Origin of the sequence: Cysteiniphilum marinum, assembly GCF_014857925.1 — a bacterium.
Classification (GTDB): Bacteria; Pseudomonadota; Gammaproteobacteria; order Francisellales; family Francisellaceae; genus Caedibacter; species Caedibacter marinus.
The window spans coordinates 29,608-49,828 of sequence record NZ_JACYVZ010000020.1 but is presented as its reverse complement, the minus strand read 5'-3'; the positions used below and the strand labels follow the sequence as shown (position 1 = coordinate 49,828).

The window sequence follows — 20,221 nt, the reverse complement described above, 5'->3', positions numbered from 1 at the left end:
AAAAAGCAAGAACAGATAATAAGCAAAATATTAATATTGTAACTGAAGATAAAACCATGCTAAATTAGGGTGGTTTAAGCGGCAATTGTAGTTGTCGTTAACCGGCAAAGATAATTGTCGTTCAATAGGAGATAGTGGTAAAATTGCAGGAAGTATTATATTCTCATTAGCTATGTCAGTAGGTGGAATTATGTTGAACTCAACAGCGCCATTTGTGGTAGCCTTGATTGGTAACATGATGCTTGATGGTGTTGAGAGAATGTTGATAGCCGGCCCAATGATTGGCGCACCAACAGATTGGCGTAGTTTTCTCTCTGGTGCAGCAAATGCATTAATGAATGTCCCAATTACTAAATCTGCATCAAAAATAGGTGGGAAAAGGTCGTATAATCTAAGAGATGCTGAAAATGCTGCTGATTTAGGAGGTGTTTCTAGTAACGCTAGTAATAAAATCAAAGGAATAAATAATAGTGCATATATTGTATCAGTTGCCAGAGGAGGTGCTATTTGGGCTGTAGCAAGCATTGTTCCAACATTAGTAAGTGGTGAAGAATATGAAGCTGGGAGCCTTGCTACAACAGCTATTATAAATTTTATTGCAGCCGGTCTTTTTGAATCATCAGTTTCTCTTAGCATGATGACTAAATCTGTTAAAAAAATGAATAGCAAGCTAAAAGGATCCTCTTTGACAATAGTACAAGCCGGTGGTGGGATGTTGAGATCAGTTGCATTTAATCTAGGTCTGCAAGTAGCAAATATGGCAGATGGAAATGAATTTAATGTTAATGAATTTGTGGCAGGAACAGTGCTTTATGGTATTACCGCAATGGCTGTTGATGCTAATAAAGTATTAAGAACTAGCATTGGTAAGCCTTTTCAGAAATCTATAGGCAACAAGTCTGCTTATGGGGTAGGGTTTGTTGTAGAAACTGGTTATTATACTTGGACTAATTTGCTTGTCTTCGACTATATGAATATATGGCTTGATGAGTGGTCATAAGCCCAGTGGTAGATCACAGCAATAATAATATTTTGAAATTGACTTGCTGTTTATTATGATCTAGCTTTTTAATCATTAAAACAATAAGTGGTATAAAACAATGAAATCTAGACTTGGTTTTTTTGCAGGATTATCTAAAGTTATTTTAATATCGGCATTAGCCTATATCATTGCCATGATTCCTGTGATAAAGGATTTAGGTATTAGCCCGCTCATTATAGGTATAATTTTAGGGATTATATATGCGCATACATTAAAACATAAGACCCCTTTGCGTTGGTCAAGTGGTGTGATTTTTTCTGCCAAACGGGTCTTGAGGATAGCGATTATATTATTTGGATTTAACCTTTCATTTCAGTTAATTGCTTCAGTAGGGTTGTCAGGTCTATTGGCGTCATTGATCGTCTTAGCAACAACTTTTATCTTGGGCATAGTCTTAGGTGAGAAGGTTTTTAAATTAGATCGAGATAGTTCAATTTTGATTTCTGCAGGGAGCTCTGTTTGTGGTGCAGCGGCAGTATTAGCAGCAGAGTCCGCAATAAAGTCAGAAGCTTATAAATCAGCTATGGCAGTTGGTACAGTAGTCATTTTTGGAACGCTAGCAATGTTTATTTATCCAATTTTAATGAAAAGTGGACTGTTGTTTTTAGATGATACAGGATATGGTATTTTTACAGGTGCAACCATACATGAAGTAGCTCAAGTAGTAGCAGCTGGTAATGCCGTAAATCATAATGCTGAAGTGATCGCAGTGACGGTAAAAATGATTAGGGTTATGATGATAGCTCCTTTGCTTATTTTCGTTGGGTTATGGATTGCACACGAAGCGAAGAAGTTAAATGCTAATAATAGTGATAATAAAGCACAGGTAAAAATGGTTATTCCATGGTTTGCTGTAGGGTTTATTGTTGTTGCAGGGTTTAATTCATTGCAACTATTACCTGAATCATTGGTGCATGGCATTCTAGTAGTTGACCAATTTATGTTGACGATGGCAATGACAGCGCTTGGTATAGAAACTCATTTTTCTAAATTTAAGCAGGCAGGTCTTAAACCATTGTTATTATCATTGATTCTATTTATATGGCTTGTATTAGGCGGATTATTAATAACACATTTAGTCTTATTGTAATCTCATATAGATGAGTTAACTATTGATAAGTGACAATAAGACCGTTTCATACAAACAGTATCTAAGATACAAGTTTAGTTACTTGCATGAAGCTATGAAATCATTATGATCTCAAACCAATTACGAATGTTTTACTTCGATTTATGCCCTCCTGTTTTAGTGCAATAAGAACCCTGAGGTTTAATGTTCGTAATATATGTTTTGCAATCAAATAAGGAGTCGTAAATAATCATGAAAAAGCTACTATTATCAGCAGCAATTGGATCTATCGCTTTGTCAAGTATGGCTTTTGCTAATTTAGTTAACGAGCAAAACCATGTTGTATTCACTGGTGAAATATCAGCAAATGCAACACCAAAAAACACCTTTAACAGTTTGTCACAAACTACATTGAGTGGTTCAACGACTAATGGTGGAGGTATAGGCTTTGGTGCTTATATTGGTTATGACTATACGATATTGCCAAGCTATACATTAGGTGTCAAAACAGGTGTTAACTATCTGGATAGCATTAATAAAGCAGATGTTAGTGTTGGTGGAAATTCAGCAACTTATAAGCTTAATATGCTTAATATTCCAATATTATTAACAGCGAAAAAGTTTTTTGATTTTGGTTTGGTTGTTGGTGTAGAGGCTGGTGCTGAAGTACAACGTTGGACAATAGATATTAGTAATGGCTCAGATCATGACAGTAAATGGAATCTAGCTCCGCGCATTGGTGCTGAAGTTGGCTATCAATGGCAAAATGGTTTATCTGTAGCAGGTAACTTGCGTTATGTGTTTGGTAAAAGTACAGATACATTCAAAGATATTACAGATAATGACGCGCTAGCTTACTATAGTATGGGTGTGACAGTAAGTTATACACTTACTTAGATACGTATTGATACATTAACGCCGTGTATCATTCAGTATGTCGAGTTTAGCATAATAATTAGCAACAATAATTTGTATTATTGAGTAACTGTTATGATGGGGTAATATGGCTAATCAATATTCAACTATGAATTTTTTAAAGACATTAGAGATTCGTTATCAGCGTCCTTTAAGAGAAGTTTTGAATCAGTTTAAGCAAAATGGTAATAGTTATTTAGAGGTTGCTGAAATAACAGGATTTAAAATATCAACTGTTAGAAAGTGGTGTGTTAAAAATAATATTAGATTGCAATATGATAAGTATAGTGAGGAGGATCGCTGTTTTGGCATGCTTGACAAATTGCGTAGTGATTGTGCAATAAATTGTGAGAACTATTTGTATAGGCAATGGGTTAAGTAGTATTGGTATCCGTGGGTATATCCCAGTATGTTTATTTTTTGGCCGTTTGCGCTAATAATAGAGATCGGCCTTGCTTCCAAGGCTGTGTGCAACTAATTTAGTATCGATGATCGACTGAATTGGTGAATAAATATCAATAAATAAATTGGGGAAATTTTAACGATGAGAAAGAATATTTTAAGTAAGGCCATTGGGGTAAGTTTAATGGCGTGCTCTGCGATGGCTGTTGCTGAGACGAATGTTTATTTGGCGCCAGGTGAGACTGATGTTGGTGCAACTGTTGCAACATTGGGTGATGCAAAAGTAGACGCTGTGGAAGTTGTTTGGAATGATATCCCTGCTGACAGCGGCACTGATGGTATGGAATATTTCAAATTTGAAGATCCTTTATCAGGTGTGTTATCAGTTGAGAAAACCGGTTTTCAATTAAATCAAACTTATACTTTGAATGTGTTAGCGGTCGCTACAGATACTTCAACTGATTATGCAGGGCAGTCTTTGAATAAAGTTCTTAGCATTACTATTTTGGAGGATGGAACTGGTACGGGGTCAATGGAAAACGCTGAAATGTTCGATGAAGATCTGCAATTTAATAATGATTATTACACAGGTTTTGTAAAAGATAATGCAGCTACAGATACAACTATTTATGTAGATGCAGCTCTTAAGAAGAAAGTAGATATAGGGAGTGAAGTACCAACTAATGTTACTTGGAGTATTGTTGGTGCATCTGCAGAGTACTTTAAAATTGATACAAATGGGGTGATAACGGTAAAAACTGATTTACTTACAGGCAGTTTAGGTAATCAGTTTTATGATATTCAGGTTAAAGTTACAGATAAGGATACTGATGGTGCGTTAACTAAAAAAATGCGGATATTTATCCAAGATACTGATGGCGGTGCTACACATACTTTCAGTGATAATTATGAAATAACTGGCGAGATTGATTCAGTAGATTCAGCGGCTACAGCTGGTGAAGCTGTGGGTACTCTTGCAGTTGAGCAAAAAACTCTGTAATTAAACTTCAATTAAAGCTATTAAATTTTGGTCAATTGTTAAATCTGAAACTGAGGCCAAAATTTATTTTTATTAACTGATTTAATTTTTTACAAAACTAAATAATATATTATTTTGGGGTTGATATGAAAATGACAAAAATTATTATGTCATTATGTTTAGTTATTATATTGACAGGGTGCGTATCGAAAGAGTCACCAGAAGCAGGTTCTCCAGCTGAATATTCCCTGAACTTGGCTACAGAGAGTGGAACTTCGGTTGTTGGGCAATTGATGAGTGTTAATTTGCAGCTTAATAATTCTTATAATGGTTTAGCGATAGCAGGCACGAGCGGTACATCAAATGCTGAACAATATAGTGTGTCTAATATTGAGATAATTGGTTTGACACCGACGCAGATTGTAAGTTCAATTAAGAAAGATTGTAATGGATTGTCAACTGCAAAATATTGTAATTTTAGTTTTTCAGTTGTAGATATTGATCTGGCAAATAAACTTCAAACTGCAAAAATTGCCGTTAAAGCTCAAGTTAATGGTCAAGAAATTATTTCAAACCAAGTAGAGCTTCAAGTTAAGTCATTGGATTTATTAACTCGTGTTAATGAAAGTGGCTATGATTTACTGCATACTGTGGGCAGCAACTTATTGATTATCAGTAACCCTACAGATGTCCCGGTAACTTTAACAAAAGAAGTAATTGAGGTTACAGCTCCTAGTTTTAAAATTATTGAGAACCCTTTTAATCCATATCCTTGTGTAGGTGTAACATTAAATAAAAATGAAACTTGTACTTTGTATGGTGAGTTCTTAATGCCGCCAAGAGCCTCGAAAACTTATGCAATAGGTCATGAGTTTGATGGTACACGCAATAATACAAGGCTTGGTCCATTATTGCCTGGGGTTGTTAATATTAAAGATGAGCTTACTTTAGCAAAGCCTGATTTAAATATTAAAAATGCAGCAAATTATGATTTTTATGATGATATGGGTTCGGACTATTTATCATTTATTTTAAGATCTGATGTTACTGCGTTTAATACTCCAAATTCTAAATTGAAGATAGTATCAAATGCAGATGATCAAGCTGCAGGTTTTGGTGTTTCAAATTATTATTGTGATCCTTTAGAAAGTGATTCAGAATGTTTTATAAAATATTATAGTGATGATCGTATAGATCAAGATGTTATAAGTATTTCTGCCAATGGTGTAATGCTTAATCAAATTAATTTATTTAAAAAGTCGAAATTTTTGTTAGATGATGAGGTTTTTATCGGTAAATCCACTTCAGCAGGTTCGTTATATTTACAAAATGATACAACTATAGATATTCCAGTTAAAGATATTGAGTTTGATTTGCCTTTAGATATTGGGCATGAAAATGGAATTATTATTGAAAATAAATGCCAAGATCAAGAACTCATTAAAGCTGGTGAAAGCTGTGAGATCGTGATTAATCGAGATACCACTATGGATTCTTCTGTGTTACCTGGAAGTTTTCAATTAAGCTTGAAAGTGAAAGTTAACTTATATGAACAATCTGCACAGATTAAAGTTAGTAATGTCTCAGAAACAAGATCTATAAATGATTTGTACTTTGAAAAAGAGATTGACTTTATTGGTGAAAATACTGGCTTGGTTTTAGTAGCAATGACAGAGACTGATCTAACAAACTATAAATTTTCTATTCCTGAAATACCAGGAGTAAACATTATAAATGAATGTTCTAGTATTCAACAAATGTATCAAGGTGATAGATGTAGAATAAGACTTGATGTTGACAATATAAGTCCTCAAGATTTAGTCGATGGAATGGATTATCAATTTCAAGTTTATGATATAAATGATGGGAATAATCCTGTCAACGGTCATGTTTATACTCATGTGCCAAATATTACTTTTAAACTTGATTATAATTTATTAAACTCTAATAAAACTAAGATTATTGAATTAACAAATAACAGCTTAGCTCCAGCACGTAATTTTAATTTAGCTTTACCATTAGCCGATAGCAGCTATATTATTGACAGTTCTGATTGCGATAATATTATTTATGACTCTGTCGATGGTAAAAAAATTTTTTCAGCTTTTGGTAAGTGTTTGATTAGAGTTAGCGCTAATAATATCGTTGAAGATAAAGAGCTTAGTATATTTGCAAACTATGATCATAATCAAAGTGTAAAAGCAGGTGTTAGGTTATTATCAAATAATAATTTAGCTATGGATCTTACTCCAGTTAATCTATCAATCAAACAAATGGATGCAAATGTTGATCAGGTACTGAAAAATGAAAGCGGCAGCTTTGCTGATAATATTACAGTTGAATATTTAGGATCTGAGGAAAATTATCCGCAAGTAATTTACCAAAATAAAGATTTAAATAACTGTTTCTATCAAGGTAGTACTAGTTTAAGTCCAATTTCAAGCTGCACAATAAAATATCAAGTTCCAGCTAATGTAAATATAGGTGATTACGAGTTTAAGGTAACAGCTAAATCAAGATCTGATAGTTTGCGTCAAAAAACATTTGAACAGCATTATACGATAACTGTATTAAATTCTAGTGATTTATCTGACTATAAAGTTATTGATAGTGATAAAAAGTTTAATATTACGTTGCCAAATCTTACTTATCATGGATATGCTGAGTTTGATGCTGTCGATTCATATGTTTATATAACTTTAAAAGTAGTTGATAAAATCACAAAAGATTCAAGAGAATGGATGCCTCAAGATCTAGAGTGGAGAATTATTCCTCTTGATACTATTGAAGAAAATGTATTAGATGGTGTTAATTATTTTACTTTTGATGATGCTGTTCTATCTATAACTGGAGAACCAACTATAAAGTTAAAAGCTGTCGCCCATGAAGCTGGTTTGTACAAACTTAGATTAAAGGCAATTAGTAGGTCTGATGTTAATCAATCAGTTATAGGTGATTTCTATATTGTTGTGCATAAAGGAGGTAGCTCTTTTGAAAATATGTATGAGATCATTGATAAAGATCTAGCTGTTAATGTGGTGAGTCCTGATGCAACAGTTGGCGATTATGTTGGAGTAACTCTTGCAGTAGTTGCAAAAAATTATAGTTTAAATTATTAATAATGGGGTTCTAGTTTATGCTTTATTTAAATAAAAAAGTTTTGGTTTCAACGATGATTGCAACCTTTGTTGGCTCTGGATATGTAAACAGCTTTGCTGATAAAATTAATACAAAACAATATTCTGATGTTTCATGGTTAGTTACGCCAAATCAAGACCAAAGTATTGATAAATATTTTAATATTTCACAAACAGGTGAAGTATCTATAAGTAGTAATTTTAGCCCAACTAAGCCTGGAGTTGGTCAATATCAAATGGAAGTTGCTGCCATAGCTAATCCTGATAGTTCCTACTCAGGACAAGCTGTTTTTGGCAATGTAAATATTAATGTAACTCAGGATGAGTCTACAGATATGGAGTCACTTTTAGATAAACACTATAAAAATGCCCGAATGCTTTATTATGTTAATCGTCCAGTTGATCTAAATGATTCATCAATTGATCAAAATTTAGCTGGATCCAGAATGTTTCTGATGATTTATAATAAATCTAAACATAAATTTGATCCAATATTAAAAACGCATGAATATAAACAAGATCTAACTGACCGCTATGATATAGCACCGTTTTTATTGCCAGTGCATGGAAATTTTTCTTATCAATATGCTGCCTATTTTCAACCTAAACACAGAGTTAATATAACTGCTCCTCCTGCGCATCAGGATGAAAATTTTGATAATATCAGCTCATTGTATATTATACGTAATAATGCAGATAAAGGGGTTTATAAAGAGATAAAATTTGATACTGAGCATTCGTATAATGGGACTATTACTAACAAATATCAAATACATAATTTAGTTGGAGTTTATGAAAATGAACTTATTGCAATTATTAATGATGAACGTGAAGCTAGTGTTGATAAAAATCATAAGTGGTATATTGGTATTTATAATATTGATACAGATATATGGAAAAAAATATATTTACCACAAACATTCGATGATCAAGATAAAAATGAATTTCTCAACCTTTATGGTGGAATATTAGGTGATTTAAACAATACTTTGTATAATCCAAAAACAGGATTTCTATATTTTGAAGATAATTATTATAATTCTAACAGTAAATCATTGGGCTTTTCAGTTAAGTTAGCTGATTTGGCTGATGGTGATATCCTTCAGGCCAAAGATGTTAATGTAATAGATATTACATCTGAATATTACTACGATTGTAATGCACAATTTTTAGCATATCTTCCAGAGGCTGGATTCAACGGTTATTTTTGTACATCTGGAAGATCAGGAACCAGTGATAATAGAGGTCTTAGCTATATGTATATTTCACCAGAAAATAATAAATACCAAAAATATCTTATTCCACAATTTAGTGAAGATCAAGGCAACGAATATTCTACGTATAATACATTTTTAGATATAAAGCCGATTGATAAAAGTACAGTTTCTTACATTAGAAAATTTTCTCAACAGCTAACCCCTCTTAAATCATATTTTAACGACTACATTGACTATGAAATAAATCTAACACTTGGTAATTATTCAATAGTTAAAGGTGTTCATATAAATCAAAGTGGACAAAAAAATAGTCAAGAACTTATTGCTACAGGTATTTATGACTCATCAATTAGTAGAAAACGTAATCTTGATGTTCATTCGTATACCAACGACTTTAATCAAGATTATGGACTCTATGGAAGAGGTGATGCTGGGAATATTTATCTTGAACGCAATAATGTAATTACAAGACCATTTAGTGTTTTACAACAATCTGTAGGCTTCAGTGATATTTTTATAGATTCATTAAGATATAATGCTGTTTCATACGCTAATTCATATATGTCAACTAAGGCTGATAATGATTTTGATTATCCATTTTTACCTGCAACACATAATAGTAGTAACAACCTTCTTTCTTTTTACCCGACTAACAAATCATATTTAGGCGTTAGAAATTTAGGTTTTATTCAAGATCCACTTGATTTTGCTAAAGATGATGATCCTGTTGAGATTAAAATTAGATCAACAACTGACAGTAGTGATATTTATTCATCAGATGATTTATATGCTAATATAACTGGCATGAACTCAGATGAATATTATTCTACTAAATTTCAATGGTATAGTTGTACAGACCAATATGATACCTCATCTTGCACACAAATTAGCGGTGCAACCGATCGAGTTTATCATGTCAAATTTACAGATATTAATAAATATATTAAGCTACAAGCTGAGTATATTGAAACTGTTAAAAGCGGTGATAATAGAAAAGTTAAGACAACTGTAAGTTCCAATGTTTTGGGTCCAATAGAACAATTAATTGATGATTACTGGGCTATCGGTGCTGAAATTATTGAAGGCACTGCATATACTGGCAGTAAAGCAATTTATGCAATAGGTGAAAATGATGTTGAACTGGGAAAATCATGCAATTATAGTAGGGATTGTTGGTTATCAAGTAGTGGTTCAGGTATTAATTATCGAGAGACATTGTCATTGACTTATCAGCCAATCACAAATGTAGAGAATATTACTCTTTATCTTGACCCATATCCGACATCAGGAGGTGTTATTTATAAAATAGATTTTATTAAAAATGACGGGTATTCATGTGGGTCTGTGTCACAGCAGAGTCTGTCAGACTCAAATTATAGTTCGAAAACTTTTAATATTCCAGATTCTTGTAAAAATGCTATTATTGATAAAATCAACATTACTACTGGAGGTTATAATTATGGGGCAGTAATGATTGACGCTGTTTCAATTAGAGGGACTTTGAGTTAACAAATAGTTGTTCACGATCGATTCAAATATGCACAAGAATATAAGTGACATGATCCACCGCTAATTTTCGTTATTAAACTATAAATAGAAGGAAATTTTATGCGTAAATTATTAGTGTGTGCATCTATTGTGTTAACCACTACAACTGTATTTGGCAATAATATTAGCCAACCCACATTTGATAGCAGAATCACCTGGGGTAGTGATGCAGCTAAAGGGGAGTTTCCTTTTTATGTAGGGGTTCTTATTAACAAGGAAAAATAAAATGCGTACATATGATCAAGTTGCTACTGAATATAAGGCAACAGATGAATTACCGTACAGAGAGTATCTCGAGAAATGGCTAATCGAAAATCAACTTAGAGAGCTGAAGAAATGTCGGTCATTGGATTTGGCTTGTGGAAATGGATTTTATACCAATATTCTCTTTACTAATAGTTTTAGACCTGTCCTAGGTGTTGATAGTTCAGCTGAAATGTTAGCATTGGCAGAAAAATCATTTAAAAATAATAATGATATATCTTTCGTTCATTCATGCGTCAATGATTTTGAATCTGACCAAGAATTCGACTTGATAGCAGCTGGTTTCTTGATTAATTATTGTAGTGATGTTTTACATCTTAAGCAGGTATGCAAGAAATTATATTCTCTGCTAAGTAATAATGGCACTATATTAACTACTATTGATTTTATTGGTGAGAAAGCGAAAAGTGATATGCTTTTGCAATATAGTGAACAAGCTTTTCATGATAGACCACTAAAGGATGGTGAAACGTTTAAATTAAGATTTTTAACAACTAATCCTTGCGATATTCAAGTAACTCATTATTCCGAAAAAACAATAACAGATGCTTTTTCCAGTGCTGGTTTTGAATTTGTCGAATGGATACCTCTTAGCATTTCCCCCAAAGGCATTAAGGAAAAGGGTAGTGAGTATTGGAATTATATGTTGGAAAGTAAACCAATACGTTTTTTAAAAATTAAAAAGCATAAATAAGCTTAGTTGACATCAACCTCAAGCGACAATAACTTAATTATCAACAACACTCACAACAAATGCTCAACGTCAGTGTCACTTAGCACCGCAATTATAGTATTATTTGAAGAACACAACATGTTATTGATCTGCATGTTGATAGATAGAGGTACTAAATATTGTGGCAAGATTGAGCATTATATTTGTCGCGTAACAGCTCAACTATATCAAATAAAAATCGCGTTTGAAAAACAGATAACTGTCAGGTCAGATCTAAACTTCGATATCTTATGCTGAGTGTAACATTGGTTCACACTGAAGTAGGTATTTTGCCCCTTCTTCGTTTCCAGTTCTAGATAATGTAATAACCATTTTGGCAGATTCTTCTCCTGATTTTAAATAGACAGCACATTTCTCAAAGCCTGGCGCTGTGTATGTGTTAATTGTTCTGTCTGGTGTTTCTTTGTCAACATTGCCTTTAAATACTTCAATTGTAGATACTTTGGCTAGTACAGGCTCCTGATTTGGATCTTGAGATGTATTTGCAAATGCAGTTAGCGCTGAAGCAGTTAATAATGTAAGTGTAATTATATTTTTCATTGTTTTTTACCTTTTGTTGTTAATGGCAAGAGTAGTATCGACTATAAATTATTGTTTGTCAATAATAATATATCATTAAAAATTAAATTATATTTGAAATAGAATGTTTTATTGTTGTTAATTAATTGAGTCTTGTGATGGTGGGGTAGAGAAATCATTGGGATAAGCGAGTTTTAAAATGATTGATATGTGTCACTTTGCATTTTGCATGCTTACGAACATCATAAAATCATTATGGTCGATTGTGTATCTATCAGTACTATTTGGTAATGCTTTGTATGTTATTCTTTCTGGAAGAATGAGCTACGATAATTTGTGCGATATGGGGTTTTATCTTGAACAGTTCATATAGTTTAAGCTGTTTTCAGTTAAACGTTTGGTCTCTGATGGATATATACAAAATCGCACTTTTCATTATAAACAAACTAAAAACAAAGAAGGGGTTATTATGTTTTTTAAAAAAACTAGTATGGTATGTTTGGGTTTAACCATTGCTATGGGGGCTGCATCAGCAGGAAATTTCTTGTATGATAACATCAGTAGTTGTGCAGCAGTTGATAAGCTTGCACAGTTTCGTATGCATGGCTATATGATTGACCAACAGGGTAAGTACGTAAAACGTACAGTTACAATTGGAGAGAAGAATAAAGAGCAATCTCGTGTGAACTACGACGTTGGAATTGACACAGTTGAGTATAACTCTTTTTGGGATTATACCGGCAATGCAACTTATTGTATGTCTGGAATACGTTATCAAAATGATGACATTCTAAAAACACGATTTGCTGAATTTTCATCTGGTCAATCTTTAGAAGAAATTACTGGTATGAATGATATTATTGATGGCAATAGTCATCAATATTCTTTTGATGGATGCGTAGCAAAAGAGCATCGTTGCTTTGTAACTCCATAAAGGGAGTATCTACTGTAGACTAGTATCTGCCTTATTCTTTTGAGATGAGTCAGGTACCTTAGGTTTTTCTAATCTCTCTGAATTTAAACTCTAACAAGTAACCTGATCTTCTTGTGATCATAAATGCATGTTATATAACCATGGGCTTAGCTTGTGGTTATCTATCATAATTTAATGAGTTATTTTTTTTGCATAGATCAACTTTTATTTCGATAACTTTTAATTTCATTCAATTCGTTGCTCAACCATACATGCTTAAAACCTTAGAAAAAAGCATAAGTAAATGATACCATAGCGGTGCTATTTACAAGTGAAGATAAAGATAGATTAACGATGATAGAAAAATTTGACCCAAAAGCTGAGCAGCCCGTGACTTTCACTCAAGCTGCTTTAGCGCATTTTAGAAACCATTTGGCGAAAACCCAATCGCTTGCTATCAAGATTGGTATTACAACAACAGGTTGTTCAGGCTTGGCTTATGTTGTTGAACCGATTAAGGAAATTCCCAAAAGCTTTATTAAGATCGATGAAGAAGGTGTTTTGTTTTTCGTAGATCCTAAGGCATTGCAATATGTCAATGGTCTTGAAATAGATCATGTCAAAAGAGAGTTAGGTTTATCACAACTGGTTTATAATAATCCCAATGAGTCAGCGCGTTGTGGTTGTGGTGAGAGCTTCACCGTGCAACAAGAGGGGTTAAAATAATAATGAAAATGTCTGATGTTGCTATTTTACGCCGTGAAGTTGAGGTAACCACAGTTCCTTATGGTGAGAAAATGACTTTGTTACCAGGGCAAGAAGTGCTGGTAACGCAAGCAATGGGGGCGAGCTTCACGCTAAATGTGATGGGTAATCTAGTTTATCTTGATGGCAAAGATGCCGATGCGATTAATCGTGAGGTAGTGCTTCTGCCAAGTGATAAAGCTAATATTCAAGCTGGTGATGAGGTGAATCTTGATCTTTTATGGGATCAGCTACGCACGGTTTATGATCCTGAGATTCCAGTAAACATCGTTGATTTAGGTTTGATCTATGATATTTCAACCACGCGTTTGGACAGTGGTAACTATCACATAGGTGTACAAATGACATTAACCGCTCCTGGGTGTGGCATGGGTCCTGTATTGGTACTGGATGTTGAAGATAAGCTTAAACAATTTGCCAATGTCGACAAGGCTGATGTGGTGTTGGTATTTGATCCGCCATGGAATTCTGAAATGATGACCGAAGAAGCAAAGCTTGAGCTTGGACTTTTTTAGGTTTAGTAAAGGACGTAAACCATGATAAAGGTAGTTTATCCCGGGACATTTGATCCTATTAGTTTAGGGCATATTGATCTAATTAAACGCGCGAAATCGTTATTTGATGAAGTGATTGTTGCTATTTCAACAGGTAATGGCAAGTCAACACTCTTCACTGAAGAGGAGCGCTTTAACATCACCTCTGAAGTTTTGTCTGACATGCCTAATGTGCGTGTTGTGCGCTTACAAGGATTGATTGCTGATTTTATTGATGAAGTGGGTGCAAGTGCTGTTATTCGCGGATTGCGCGCGGTCTCTGATTTTGACTATGAGTTTCAAATGGCAAATATCAATCGCCATTTAAATAAGAAGTTTGAAACGATATTTCTAACGCCGGATGAAAAATATACGTGTTTATCATCAACAATGATTCGTCAAGTATCTAAAATTGATCCCTATCGTGTGGCTGACTATGTACATCCGGTAGTGTTAGATGCATTATTAGCAAAAAGAAGTCGTCATAATTAAGTTGATAGTTTGATTTAAGGAACCTTTTGACATATTTCAAGAAAAGCCTTGGCTGCACGCGATAGCTCGACCTTTTTATGATAGATACAAGCACTGCTAATATAGATCGGTGTATCGATAAGTGGTAATTCTCTGAGTTTATCTGACATCATATCCTCAGTAATAATTGACCAGCCAAAGCCTGATTCAACAAGTCTTTTAATGATTTCAAGCATATTGATGTTACTAAGCTCTGGTGAGCGGATGTTATGTTTATCCAGTAGTGTATGCAAAACCGTGTGATGCCTATTCTCAGGTGCGGGAGATAGCACAGGGACTTCATTTAAGCGCTGCACAATATCACCATTGTGCTGCCACAATGGATGATTTGTAGCAATAACAGCGATAACACGACTTTTTTGCAGAATATGCCAATCAATATTTTCAGGCATATTTTCTTTCAAGGTGATTAAACCAATTTCTGCTTCAAGCGCGCTCACTTTTTCAATGATTGGTAATGAGTAGGTTGAGTCGAGTTTGATATTTACTTTGGGGTATTTAGATATAAACTCTTTAAGTACTTGGGGCAAAAAATTGAGTCCCAGATGATAATTGCAACTAATGCTTAAATCACCGATAACATCGTCTTGGAAAAGTTGCATTTTATGCTCAAGACTACTCCATGCTTGCATTAGATGATTAGCATAAGGGATAAGGGCTTTGCCTGCGCTAGTAAGCTGAACCAGAGATCCTGTGCGATGAAATAGTTGATTATTCAATTGTGACTCTAATTGCGATATGCGTTTGGTGATCGTTGGTTGTGTCAAAAATAATTTATCAGCCGCGGCAGTAAATGATAGGGTTTCAGCGACGGCTAAAAAGGCGCGGATATTCTTCATTGATTCCATATTTGAATGATCACCATTTACTTAATTCATTTTATCTATAGTGTAGCGCTTGTTAACATAATGACATAATAAATTTTTGCGAAAGGTTGATTTGATGATTGTGTTAATGATTTATTTGGTGGCGGGCATTGTCACCGGTATTTTATCTGCATGGGTAGGCGCAGGTGGTGGCGCTATCATCATTCCATTGATGTTAGTGGTTTGTAAATATCAAGGGATGTCAAATACGATAGCTATTCATTTAGCGGTTTCAACATCACTGGCATTTATTATGATCAATGCATTTTACAATGCTTACAAACATTATAAACATGGGCATTTAGTGCTAACAATTCTAAAAAATGCGCTGCCAATGATCTTTGTTGGTGCGATTTTAGGTACTATTATTAGTGAGTTTATGCCTGCAAGAGCGATTGAGATTTTGTTTGCCGTCGTGCTATTAGTAAGCCTTATTAAGACATTTCGTTTGAAGAAAACACACGCGAGTGAAGATATTGTGATGCCGTCTAAAGGTTCATGCATTTTTCTTGGTAGCACCACAGGATTACTCTCGAGTATCGTTGGTATTGGTGGCTCAAGCATTGTTAATCCGTATATGAAACACTACCATTATCCAATGAAAAATTGTGCAGCAATGGCGGCAGCAACTGCTTTTCCAACGGGGCTCATCGCGACCATTACCATGTTAGTATCTAGTTATCATGCTGCAGGGATTCCTGCGTATAGTCTGGGGTATTTATATTTACCTGCCTTGTGTGGGTTATTGGTTGGTTCAGTTATCGGCACACCGATTGGTATTCGCATTGTTAAAAAATGCCCTGAAGTCATATCTCTGTGGTTATTCAGGTTACTTTTAATCTATGTGATTATTGATATGTTGTAGTATTCAAGGGTGAAGTAAGATAGATTTTGACAAAATTCATATTTTCAGTAATACTTTGGATGTTACTTTTTAGGAGAAATTATTATGTCTTCAGCAAGATTATCAATATCAATACCTGCGACGCAGTTTGAGTTTATTAAAAGTTATGCAAAAACTTCACATAAAGATAAATCAAAGATCATTCAAGAGGCTTTGAATTTACTGCAACAACAGCAGCTTGAGCAGGCTTATAAAATGGCGAATAAAGAAATTGACTCAAGTTTTGATGTAACCATTAATGATGGATTAAGTGATGAAACGTGGTGAGATATATTTTATGAATCTTGACCCTACAGTGGGGCAAGAAATTAGAAAAACTCGCCCCGTTGTTATCGTGAGTAATAATGCAAATAATAAAGTATCTGCAACTATTACGGTTATTCCAATTACCTCTAATGTGACTAAAGTTTATCCATTTGAAGTTTTTATTGCAACGAGTGAATCTGGTTTGACAAAAGATTCTAAAGCGTAATGTCATCAGATTAGAACGGTTTCAGTTCAGCGAATAATGAGTCACAAAATCGGTACACTAAAAAGTGCAATCATTGAGAAGATTAATATAGGTATTCGCTTACATTTGAGTGTCTAAATTGTGTTTATTTATTTTAGAAGCTAATTGAATGTATTGTAATTTAATCTATAAAATATTCCCGCTAGGGAAAATATTGACAACACATACCAAGCTTGCTTAAAATTATGCCTGATCGGGAATAAAAGGCACTTGATAAATGAGAGTTAATATAATCAACACCCAAGATATTGGTGATATTATTCGCAAAGCACGGAAAGCACAAAATTTTACTCAATCAGATCTTTCAGGCATTAGCGGTGTTGGCACCCGCTTTATTAGTGACATTGAAAATGGTAAAGAAACTGCAGAAATTGGCAAGGTCATCCACCTGCTTGGAGCCATTGGCATTGCACTAGATCTGCATTGTGAGTGGATGTGACTATGGCAGTTGAAACCTTAACCGTTTATTTCAATAACATCTGCATTGGAACTCTCTCTCTAAGTGACGGAAAATTGAGCTTCAACTATTTACCAACATATACTTCTGACAATAACAATCCTCCTTTGTCAATGTCACTACCGTTACAAAATGAAGCATTTGGTCATGAGCTTACCTTTGCTTATTTCTCTGGCTTACTTCCTGACGAACCGTTACGATCTCGCTTAGCTAAGCACTTGCATATTTCATCTAAGAATACTTTTGCATTACTCAAGGCTATCGGTGGGGAGTGTGCCGGTTCTGTATCATTCTATCCCCCTGAAGCAGACTCAGAGTATCAATACAAAATTCTTAATGATCATGATGCCAATGATATTCTAAAGACACTACATAAACACCCCCTTCTAGCAGGAGATGACGGCATCAAACTATCTCAGGCAGGAGCACAGGATAAGCTTGTTATTGCTTTTGCCAACAACCAGCTAGCTATACCGCTTGAAAACGCCCCCTCCAGTCACATTATTAAGCCAGCAATCCATGGATTAACCGACACTGTTTTCAATGAGCTATTTTGCATGAAACTTGCTAAATCCTGCGGATTAAACGCTGCAAACGTTGATATTTTATGGCTTGAGAACACACCCTACTATATTGTTGAACGTTATGATCGAATGATTGTACAAAGACAAATTCATCGTCTACATCAGGAGGATTTTTGTCAGGCTTTACATATTCCTCCAGAAATCAAATATGAGAACGAAGGTGGTCCCTCATTGATTGATTGTTTTAAACTGCTTGATATACAAATTAAAAAAGGGAAAATGCGCACACAAGACAAAATTGAGCTATTTAAAACGGTTGTTTTTAACTTCCTTATTGGCAACGGTGATGCCCATGGCAAAAACTTCTCCATTTTATATCATCAAAACAGCATGATACTAGCGCCGCGCTATGATTTGTTGAGTACAACAATTTACGACAAATCACTCAAGGCAAAAATGGCCATGAAAATTGCCAGTAAATATAAATTTCAGGAAGTTTATCTAAGACATTTTCTGCAATTAGCAGAAGCGATTGGTTTTAAACAAGTATTTACGCTATCAAACATCCTAAAACCAATGCTTAATACGATTGTAGATAAGGCGATTGTGTTAGCAGATACACTGAATAATGACAAACATTATCAATCCAATGTATATCAAGATATTATTGTTACGATTCAAAAACATCAGCAAAGGCTACTTAAACCTTCTCAATCATACCAGTAAGCATAGATACTCTAAGTGATGTACCTTCTCAAATAGTGACATTTGAAATCAGATTGCCCATAGCAAAGTGACTATACCAATATTCAATCTTTATTTGAAAATATGTAAATACTTTCTACACTTAAGAATAAACAGGAACCGGAGTAAACGGATGTTTCTTATAAGCTAAAGTAGAGGTACAGGCTATGAAAAAAATAAATTTGACACTCTATATATCATTGTTTGGTTTTCTTTGTATGCCAGTATTTTCGCAAGGCAATCAACTAAACGAAGTAAATCAAGTCAGACAAAGCCCAGACACACAAAAACACATTGATAAGTTATCACGTAGTATTGGTTTGGTAAAACAAGCTTATGTTGATGAGTTAAGTGATGAGGAGATTCTTGAAGGAGCGATTGATGGTATGTTGCAGTCGTTGGATCCGCACTCAAGATTTTTAGATGATGATGATTTTGAGGATCTGCAAATGTCCGTGCATGGCGAGTTTGCTGGTCTTGGTATGCATGTTAGTGCTGAAAATGAGCGCATCAAGGTCATCTCACCGATTGATGACACACCTGCACAGCGCGCAGGTGTTAAAGCGGGTGATTATATTATTAAAATCAACGATATCAGTGTTGCCGGTTTAACTTTGGATGAAGCGGTGCAAAAGATGCGTGGCCAACCGGGGACTGAAGTTTCAATCACATTGTTGCGACCTAAAGCGCCTAAGCCGATTAAATTGTCATTAATACGTGAAAATATCAAGCTAGACTCGGTTAAGTCTGAGATTGTGGCAGAAGACTATGGTTATTTACGAATTAGTCAATTTCAAGGCAATACTGCTGAAGAGTTGAAGAAAAATATCGATAAGCTGGTTAAGGAAAATGCGCATGTGAAAGGTTATGTGTTGGATTTACGCAATAACCCTGGAGGACTGTTAGATGCTGCTGTGGCAGTTAGTGATACTTTTTTGCAAGTAACACCTACAAATCCTAAAAAAATTGTTTTTACCAAATCACGTAATCCATTGGAGTCAATCACAAGTTATGCTGTGAGTAATGATTATATCCATGGCCTACCGATGGTTGTATTGGTGAATATGGGCTCTGCCTCAGCATCAGAAATTGTCGCAGGCGCGCTGCAAGACCACCAAAGAGCGGTGATTGTGGGGGTGAAAACCTTTGGCAAGGGCTCTGTACAAACAGTTATTCCTATTTCAGAAACCAATGCCGTGAAGTTGACAACGGCACGATATTACACACCTAATGGGGTTGCCATTCAATCAAGAGGGGTTATTCCTGATGTCATCATTGATGAAGAAGAGATTGATTTATTGGCAGATAATACGAAAGATGATGAAGGTGATAGCGATACGCTAGCGTTAGTCTTTGATGAAAGTAGTTTTGAACATGCCATTGTTTCAAATAATGATATTCAAAAGGATAAAGCAACAAAAGAAGCATTGGCAAACTATAAGAAAGACTATAAAAATGCGCAAAGTCTATTGCATAAAGATAAGCAGTTAGCGCAAGCTATTAGTATATTGAAGGTCTTAAATGCGATGAATAAAGTGCCGTCAAATAATGCGCTAGCGAATGCGTAAAACAAAGAATCCAAAGAATTTAAATGAATTCAAAAGAATAATGTCTATCAGCCATTCTAAAGTCTAACAACTATCGTTAA

The 20,221-nt window shown here is 34.6% G+C and carries 21 protein-coding genes; 19 read left to right on the top strand and 2 right to left on the bottom strand.

What is annotated here, in order from left to right:
* Positions 1-91 precede the first annotated feature (91 nt).
* The 9 genes from IE867_RS09595 (at position 92) to IE867_RS09555 (ending at position 11,267) form a co-directional block, all read left to right on the top strand.
* Positions 92-1,000 (top strand): hypothetical protein, encoded by a 909-nt coding sequence (locus IE867_RS09595; RefSeq protein WP_192484506.1) that lies wholly within the window; start codon positions 92-94, stop codon positions 998-1,000.
* Positions 1,001-1,100: 100 nt separating this feature from the next.
* Positions 1,101-2,132: a YeiH family protein gene (locus IE867_RS09590; protein ID WP_192484505.1), complete on the top strand. Its 1,032-nt coding sequence runs from the start codon at positions 1,101-1,103 to the stop codon at positions 2,130-2,132.
* A 231-nt stretch (positions 2,133-2,363) separates the two neighbouring features.
* Positions 2,364-3,008: an outer membrane beta-barrel protein gene (locus IE867_RS09585; RefSeq protein ID WP_192484504.1), complete on the top strand. Its 645-nt coding sequence runs from the start codon at positions 2,364-2,366 to the stop codon at positions 3,006-3,008.
* A 106-nt stretch (positions 3,009-3,114) separates the two neighbouring features.
* Complete coding sequence (locus IE867_RS09580) at positions 3,115-3,408, top strand: hypothetical protein (RefSeq protein WP_192484503.1); 294 nt, start codon at positions 3,115-3,117, stop codon at positions 3,406-3,408.
* A 162-nt stretch (positions 3,409-3,570) separates the two neighbouring features.
* The gene (locus IE867_RS09575) at positions 3,571-4,428 is read left to right on the top strand and encodes a hypothetical protein (protein ID WP_192484502.1); all 858 of its coding nucleotides are present in this window, start codon (positions 3,571-3,573) and stop codon (positions 4,426-4,428) included.
* A gap of 125 nt (positions 4,429-4,553) precedes the next feature.
* Entirely contained in the window at positions 4,554-7,526 is a 2,973-nt protein-coding gene (locus tag IE867_RS09570; protein ID WP_192484501.1) for a hypothetical protein, read from the top strand.
* 17 nt (positions 7,527-7,543) lie between these two features.
* The gene (locus IE867_RS09565) at positions 7,544-10,270 is read left to right on the top strand and encodes a hypothetical protein (protein ID WP_192484500.1); all 2,727 of its coding nucleotides are present in this window, start codon (positions 7,544-7,546) and stop codon (positions 10,268-10,270) included.
* 99 nt (positions 10,271-10,369) lie between these two features.
* The gene (locus tag IE867_RS09560; protein ID WP_192484499.1) at positions 10,370-10,534 is read left to right on the top strand and encodes a hypothetical protein; all 165 of its coding nucleotides are present in this window, start codon (positions 10,370-10,372) and stop codon (positions 10,532-10,534) included.
* Position 10,535: 1 nt separating this feature from the next.
* On the top strand, positions 10,536-11,267 hold the full coding sequence (locus IE867_RS09555) for a class I SAM-dependent DNA methyltransferase (protein ID WP_192484498.1): 732 nt from the start codon (positions 10,536-10,538) through the stop codon (positions 11,265-11,267).
* A gap of 267 nt (positions 11,268-11,534) precedes the next feature.
* Here IE867_RS09555 and IE867_RS09550 read toward each other — a convergent pair whose 3' ends face one another.
* Positions 11,535-11,846 (bottom strand): hypothetical protein, encoded by a 312-nt coding sequence (locus tag IE867_RS09550; RefSeq protein WP_192484497.1) that lies wholly within the window; start codon positions 11,844-11,846, stop codon positions 11,535-11,537.
* A 448-nt stretch (positions 11,847-12,294) separates the two neighbouring features.
* On the opposite strand from IE867_RS09550, the gene IE867_RS09545 reads away from it, so the two are divergent.
* From IE867_RS09545 to coaD, 4 genes are all read left to right on the top strand, one after another.
* On the top strand, positions 12,295-12,759 hold the full coding sequence (locus tag IE867_RS09545; RefSeq protein WP_192484496.1) for a hypothetical protein: 465 nt from the start codon (positions 12,295-12,297) through the stop codon (positions 12,757-12,759).
* Positions 12,760-13,056: 297 nt separating this feature from the next.
* Complete coding sequence (locus IE867_RS09540; protein ID WP_318779340.1) at positions 13,057-13,464, top strand: HesB/IscA family protein; 408 nt, start codon at positions 13,057-13,059, stop codon at positions 13,462-13,464.
* A gap of 2 nt (positions 13,465-13,466) precedes the next feature.
* The gene (sufT, locus tag IE867_RS09535) at positions 13,467-14,018 is read left to right on the top strand and encodes a putative Fe-S cluster assembly protein SufT (RefSeq protein ID WP_192484495.1); all 552 of its coding nucleotides are present in this window, start codon (positions 13,467-13,469) and stop codon (positions 14,016-14,018) included.
* A 21-nt stretch (positions 14,019-14,039) separates the two neighbouring features.
* On the top strand, positions 14,040-14,528 hold the full coding sequence (gene coaD, locus IE867_RS09530; RefSeq protein WP_192484494.1) for a pantetheine-phosphate adenylyltransferase: 489 nt from the start codon (positions 14,040-14,042) through the stop codon (positions 14,526-14,528).
* A 14-nt stretch (positions 14,529-14,542) separates the two neighbouring features.
* On the opposite strand, the gene IE867_RS09525 is transcribed toward coaD, so the two are convergent.
* On the bottom strand, positions 14,543-15,406 hold the full coding sequence (locus IE867_RS09525) for a LysR family transcriptional regulator (RefSeq protein WP_192484493.1): 864 nt from the start codon (positions 15,404-15,406) through the stop codon (positions 14,543-14,545).
* A gap of 103 nt (positions 15,407-15,509) precedes the next feature.
* Between IE867_RS09525 and IE867_RS09520 the strand changes: the two genes are divergently transcribed.
* The 6 genes from IE867_RS09520 (at position 15,510) to IE867_RS09495 (ending at position 20,141) form a co-directional block, all read left to right on the top strand.
* Positions 15,510-16,298, top strand: a complete 789-nt coding sequence (locus IE867_RS09520; RefSeq protein WP_225630021.1) for a sulfite exporter TauE/SafE family protein — start codon at positions 15,510-15,512, stop codon at positions 16,296-16,298.
* Between the two features lie 84 nt (positions 16,299-16,382).
* Complete coding sequence (locus IE867_RS09515; protein WP_192484492.1) at positions 16,383-16,604, top strand: CopG family transcriptional regulator; 222 nt, start codon at positions 16,383-16,385, stop codon at positions 16,602-16,604.
* Positions 16,591-16,809 (top strand): type II toxin-antitoxin system PemK/MazF family toxin, encoded by a 219-nt coding sequence (locus tag IE867_RS09510; RefSeq protein WP_203249632.1) that lies wholly within the window; start codon positions 16,591-16,593, stop codon positions 16,807-16,809. The genes IE867_RS09515 and IE867_RS09510 overlap by 14 nt, the downstream gene beginning before the upstream one ends.
* Before the next feature lie 256 nt (positions 16,810-17,065).
* Positions 17,066-17,287: a helix-turn-helix transcriptional regulator gene (locus IE867_RS09505; protein WP_192484491.1), complete on the top strand. Its 222-nt coding sequence runs from the start codon at positions 17,066-17,068 to the stop codon at positions 17,285-17,287.
* 2 nt (positions 17,288-17,289) lie between these two features.
* Positions 17,290-18,555: a type II toxin-antitoxin system HipA family toxin gene (locus IE867_RS09500; RefSeq protein WP_192484490.1), complete on the top strand. Its 1,266-nt coding sequence runs from the start codon at positions 17,290-17,292 to the stop codon at positions 18,553-18,555.
* Positions 18,556-18,740: 185 nt separating this feature from the next.
* Positions 18,741-20,141, top strand: a complete 1,401-nt coding sequence (locus IE867_RS09495; protein ID WP_192484489.1) for a S41 family peptidase — start codon at positions 18,741-18,743, stop codon at positions 20,139-20,141.
* The last annotated feature ends 80 nt before the right edge of the window (positions 20,142-20,221 follow it).

What these genes read in the sequence shown, in the direction of transcription:
- IE867_RS09590 (WP_192484505.1), top strand. Translation starts at nt 1,101, where the DNA reads ATGAAATCTAGACTTGGTTTTTTTGCAGGATTATCTAAAGTTATTTTA.
- IE867_RS09585 (WP_192484504.1), top strand. Translation starts at nt 2,364, where the DNA reads ATGAAAAAGCTACTATTATCAGCAGCAATTGGATCTATCGCTTTGTCA.
- IE867_RS09580 (WP_192484503.1), top strand. Translation starts at nt 3,115, where the DNA reads ATGGCTAATCAATATTCAACTATGAATTTTTTAAAGACATTAGAGATT.
- IE867_RS09575 (WP_192484502.1), top strand. Translation starts at nt 3,571, where the DNA reads ATGAGAAAGAATATTTTAAGTAAGGCCATTGGGGTAAGTTTAATGGCG.
- IE867_RS09570 (WP_192484501.1), top strand. Translation starts at nt 4,554, where the DNA reads ATGAAAATGACAAAAATTATTATGTCATTATGTTTAGTTATTATATTG.
- IE867_RS09565 (WP_192484500.1), top strand. Translation starts at nt 7,544, where the DNA reads ATGCTTTATTTAAATAAAAAAGTTTTGGTTTCAACGATGATTGCAACC.
- IE867_RS09560 (WP_192484499.1), top strand. Translation starts at nt 10,370, where the DNA reads ATGCGTAAATTATTAGTGTGTGCATCTATTGTGTTAACCACTACAACT.
- IE867_RS09555 (WP_192484498.1), top strand. Translation starts at nt 10,536, where the DNA reads ATGCGTACATATGATCAAGTTGCTACTGAATATAAGGCAACAGATGAA.
- IE867_RS09550 (WP_192484497.1), bottom strand. Translation starts at nt 11,846, where the DNA reads ATGAAAAATATAATTACACTTACATTATTAACTGCTTCAGCGCTAACT.
- IE867_RS09545 (WP_192484496.1), top strand. Translation starts at nt 12,295, where the DNA reads ATGTTTTTTAAAAAAACTAGTATGGTATGTTTGGGTTTAACCATTGCT.
- sufT (WP_192484495.1), top strand. Translation starts at nt 13,467, where the DNA reads ATGAAAATGTCTGATGTTGCTATTTTACGCCGTGAAGTTGAGGTAACC.
- coaD (WP_192484494.1), top strand. Translation starts at nt 14,040, where the DNA reads ATGATAAAGGTAGTTTATCCCGGGACATTTGATCCTATTAGTTTAGGG.
- IE867_RS09525 (WP_192484493.1), bottom strand. Translation starts at nt 15,406, where the DNA reads ATGAAGAATATCCGCGCCTTTTTAGCCGTCGCTGAAACCCTATCATTT.
- IE867_RS09520 (WP_225630021.1), top strand. Translation starts at nt 15,510, where the DNA reads ATGATTGTGTTAATGATTTATTTGGTGGCGGGCATTGTCACCGGTATT.
- IE867_RS09515 (WP_192484492.1), top strand. Translation starts at nt 16,383, where the DNA reads ATGTCTTCAGCAAGATTATCAATATCAATACCTGCGACGCAGTTTGAG.
- IE867_RS09510 (WP_203249632.1), top strand. Translation starts at nt 16,591, where the DNA reads ATGAAACGTGGTGAGATATATTTTATGAATCTTGACCCTACAGTGGGG.
- IE867_RS09505 (WP_192484491.1), top strand. Translation starts at nt 17,066, where the DNA reads ATGAGAGTTAATATAATCAACACCCAAGATATTGGTGATATTATTCGC.
- IE867_RS09500 (WP_192484490.1), top strand. Translation starts at nt 17,290, where the DNA reads ATGGCAGTTGAAACCTTAACCGTTTATTTCAATAACATCTGCATTGGA.
- IE867_RS09495 (WP_192484489.1), top strand. Translation starts at nt 18,741, where the DNA reads ATGAAAAAAATAAATTTGACACTCTATATATCATTGTTTGGTTTTCTT.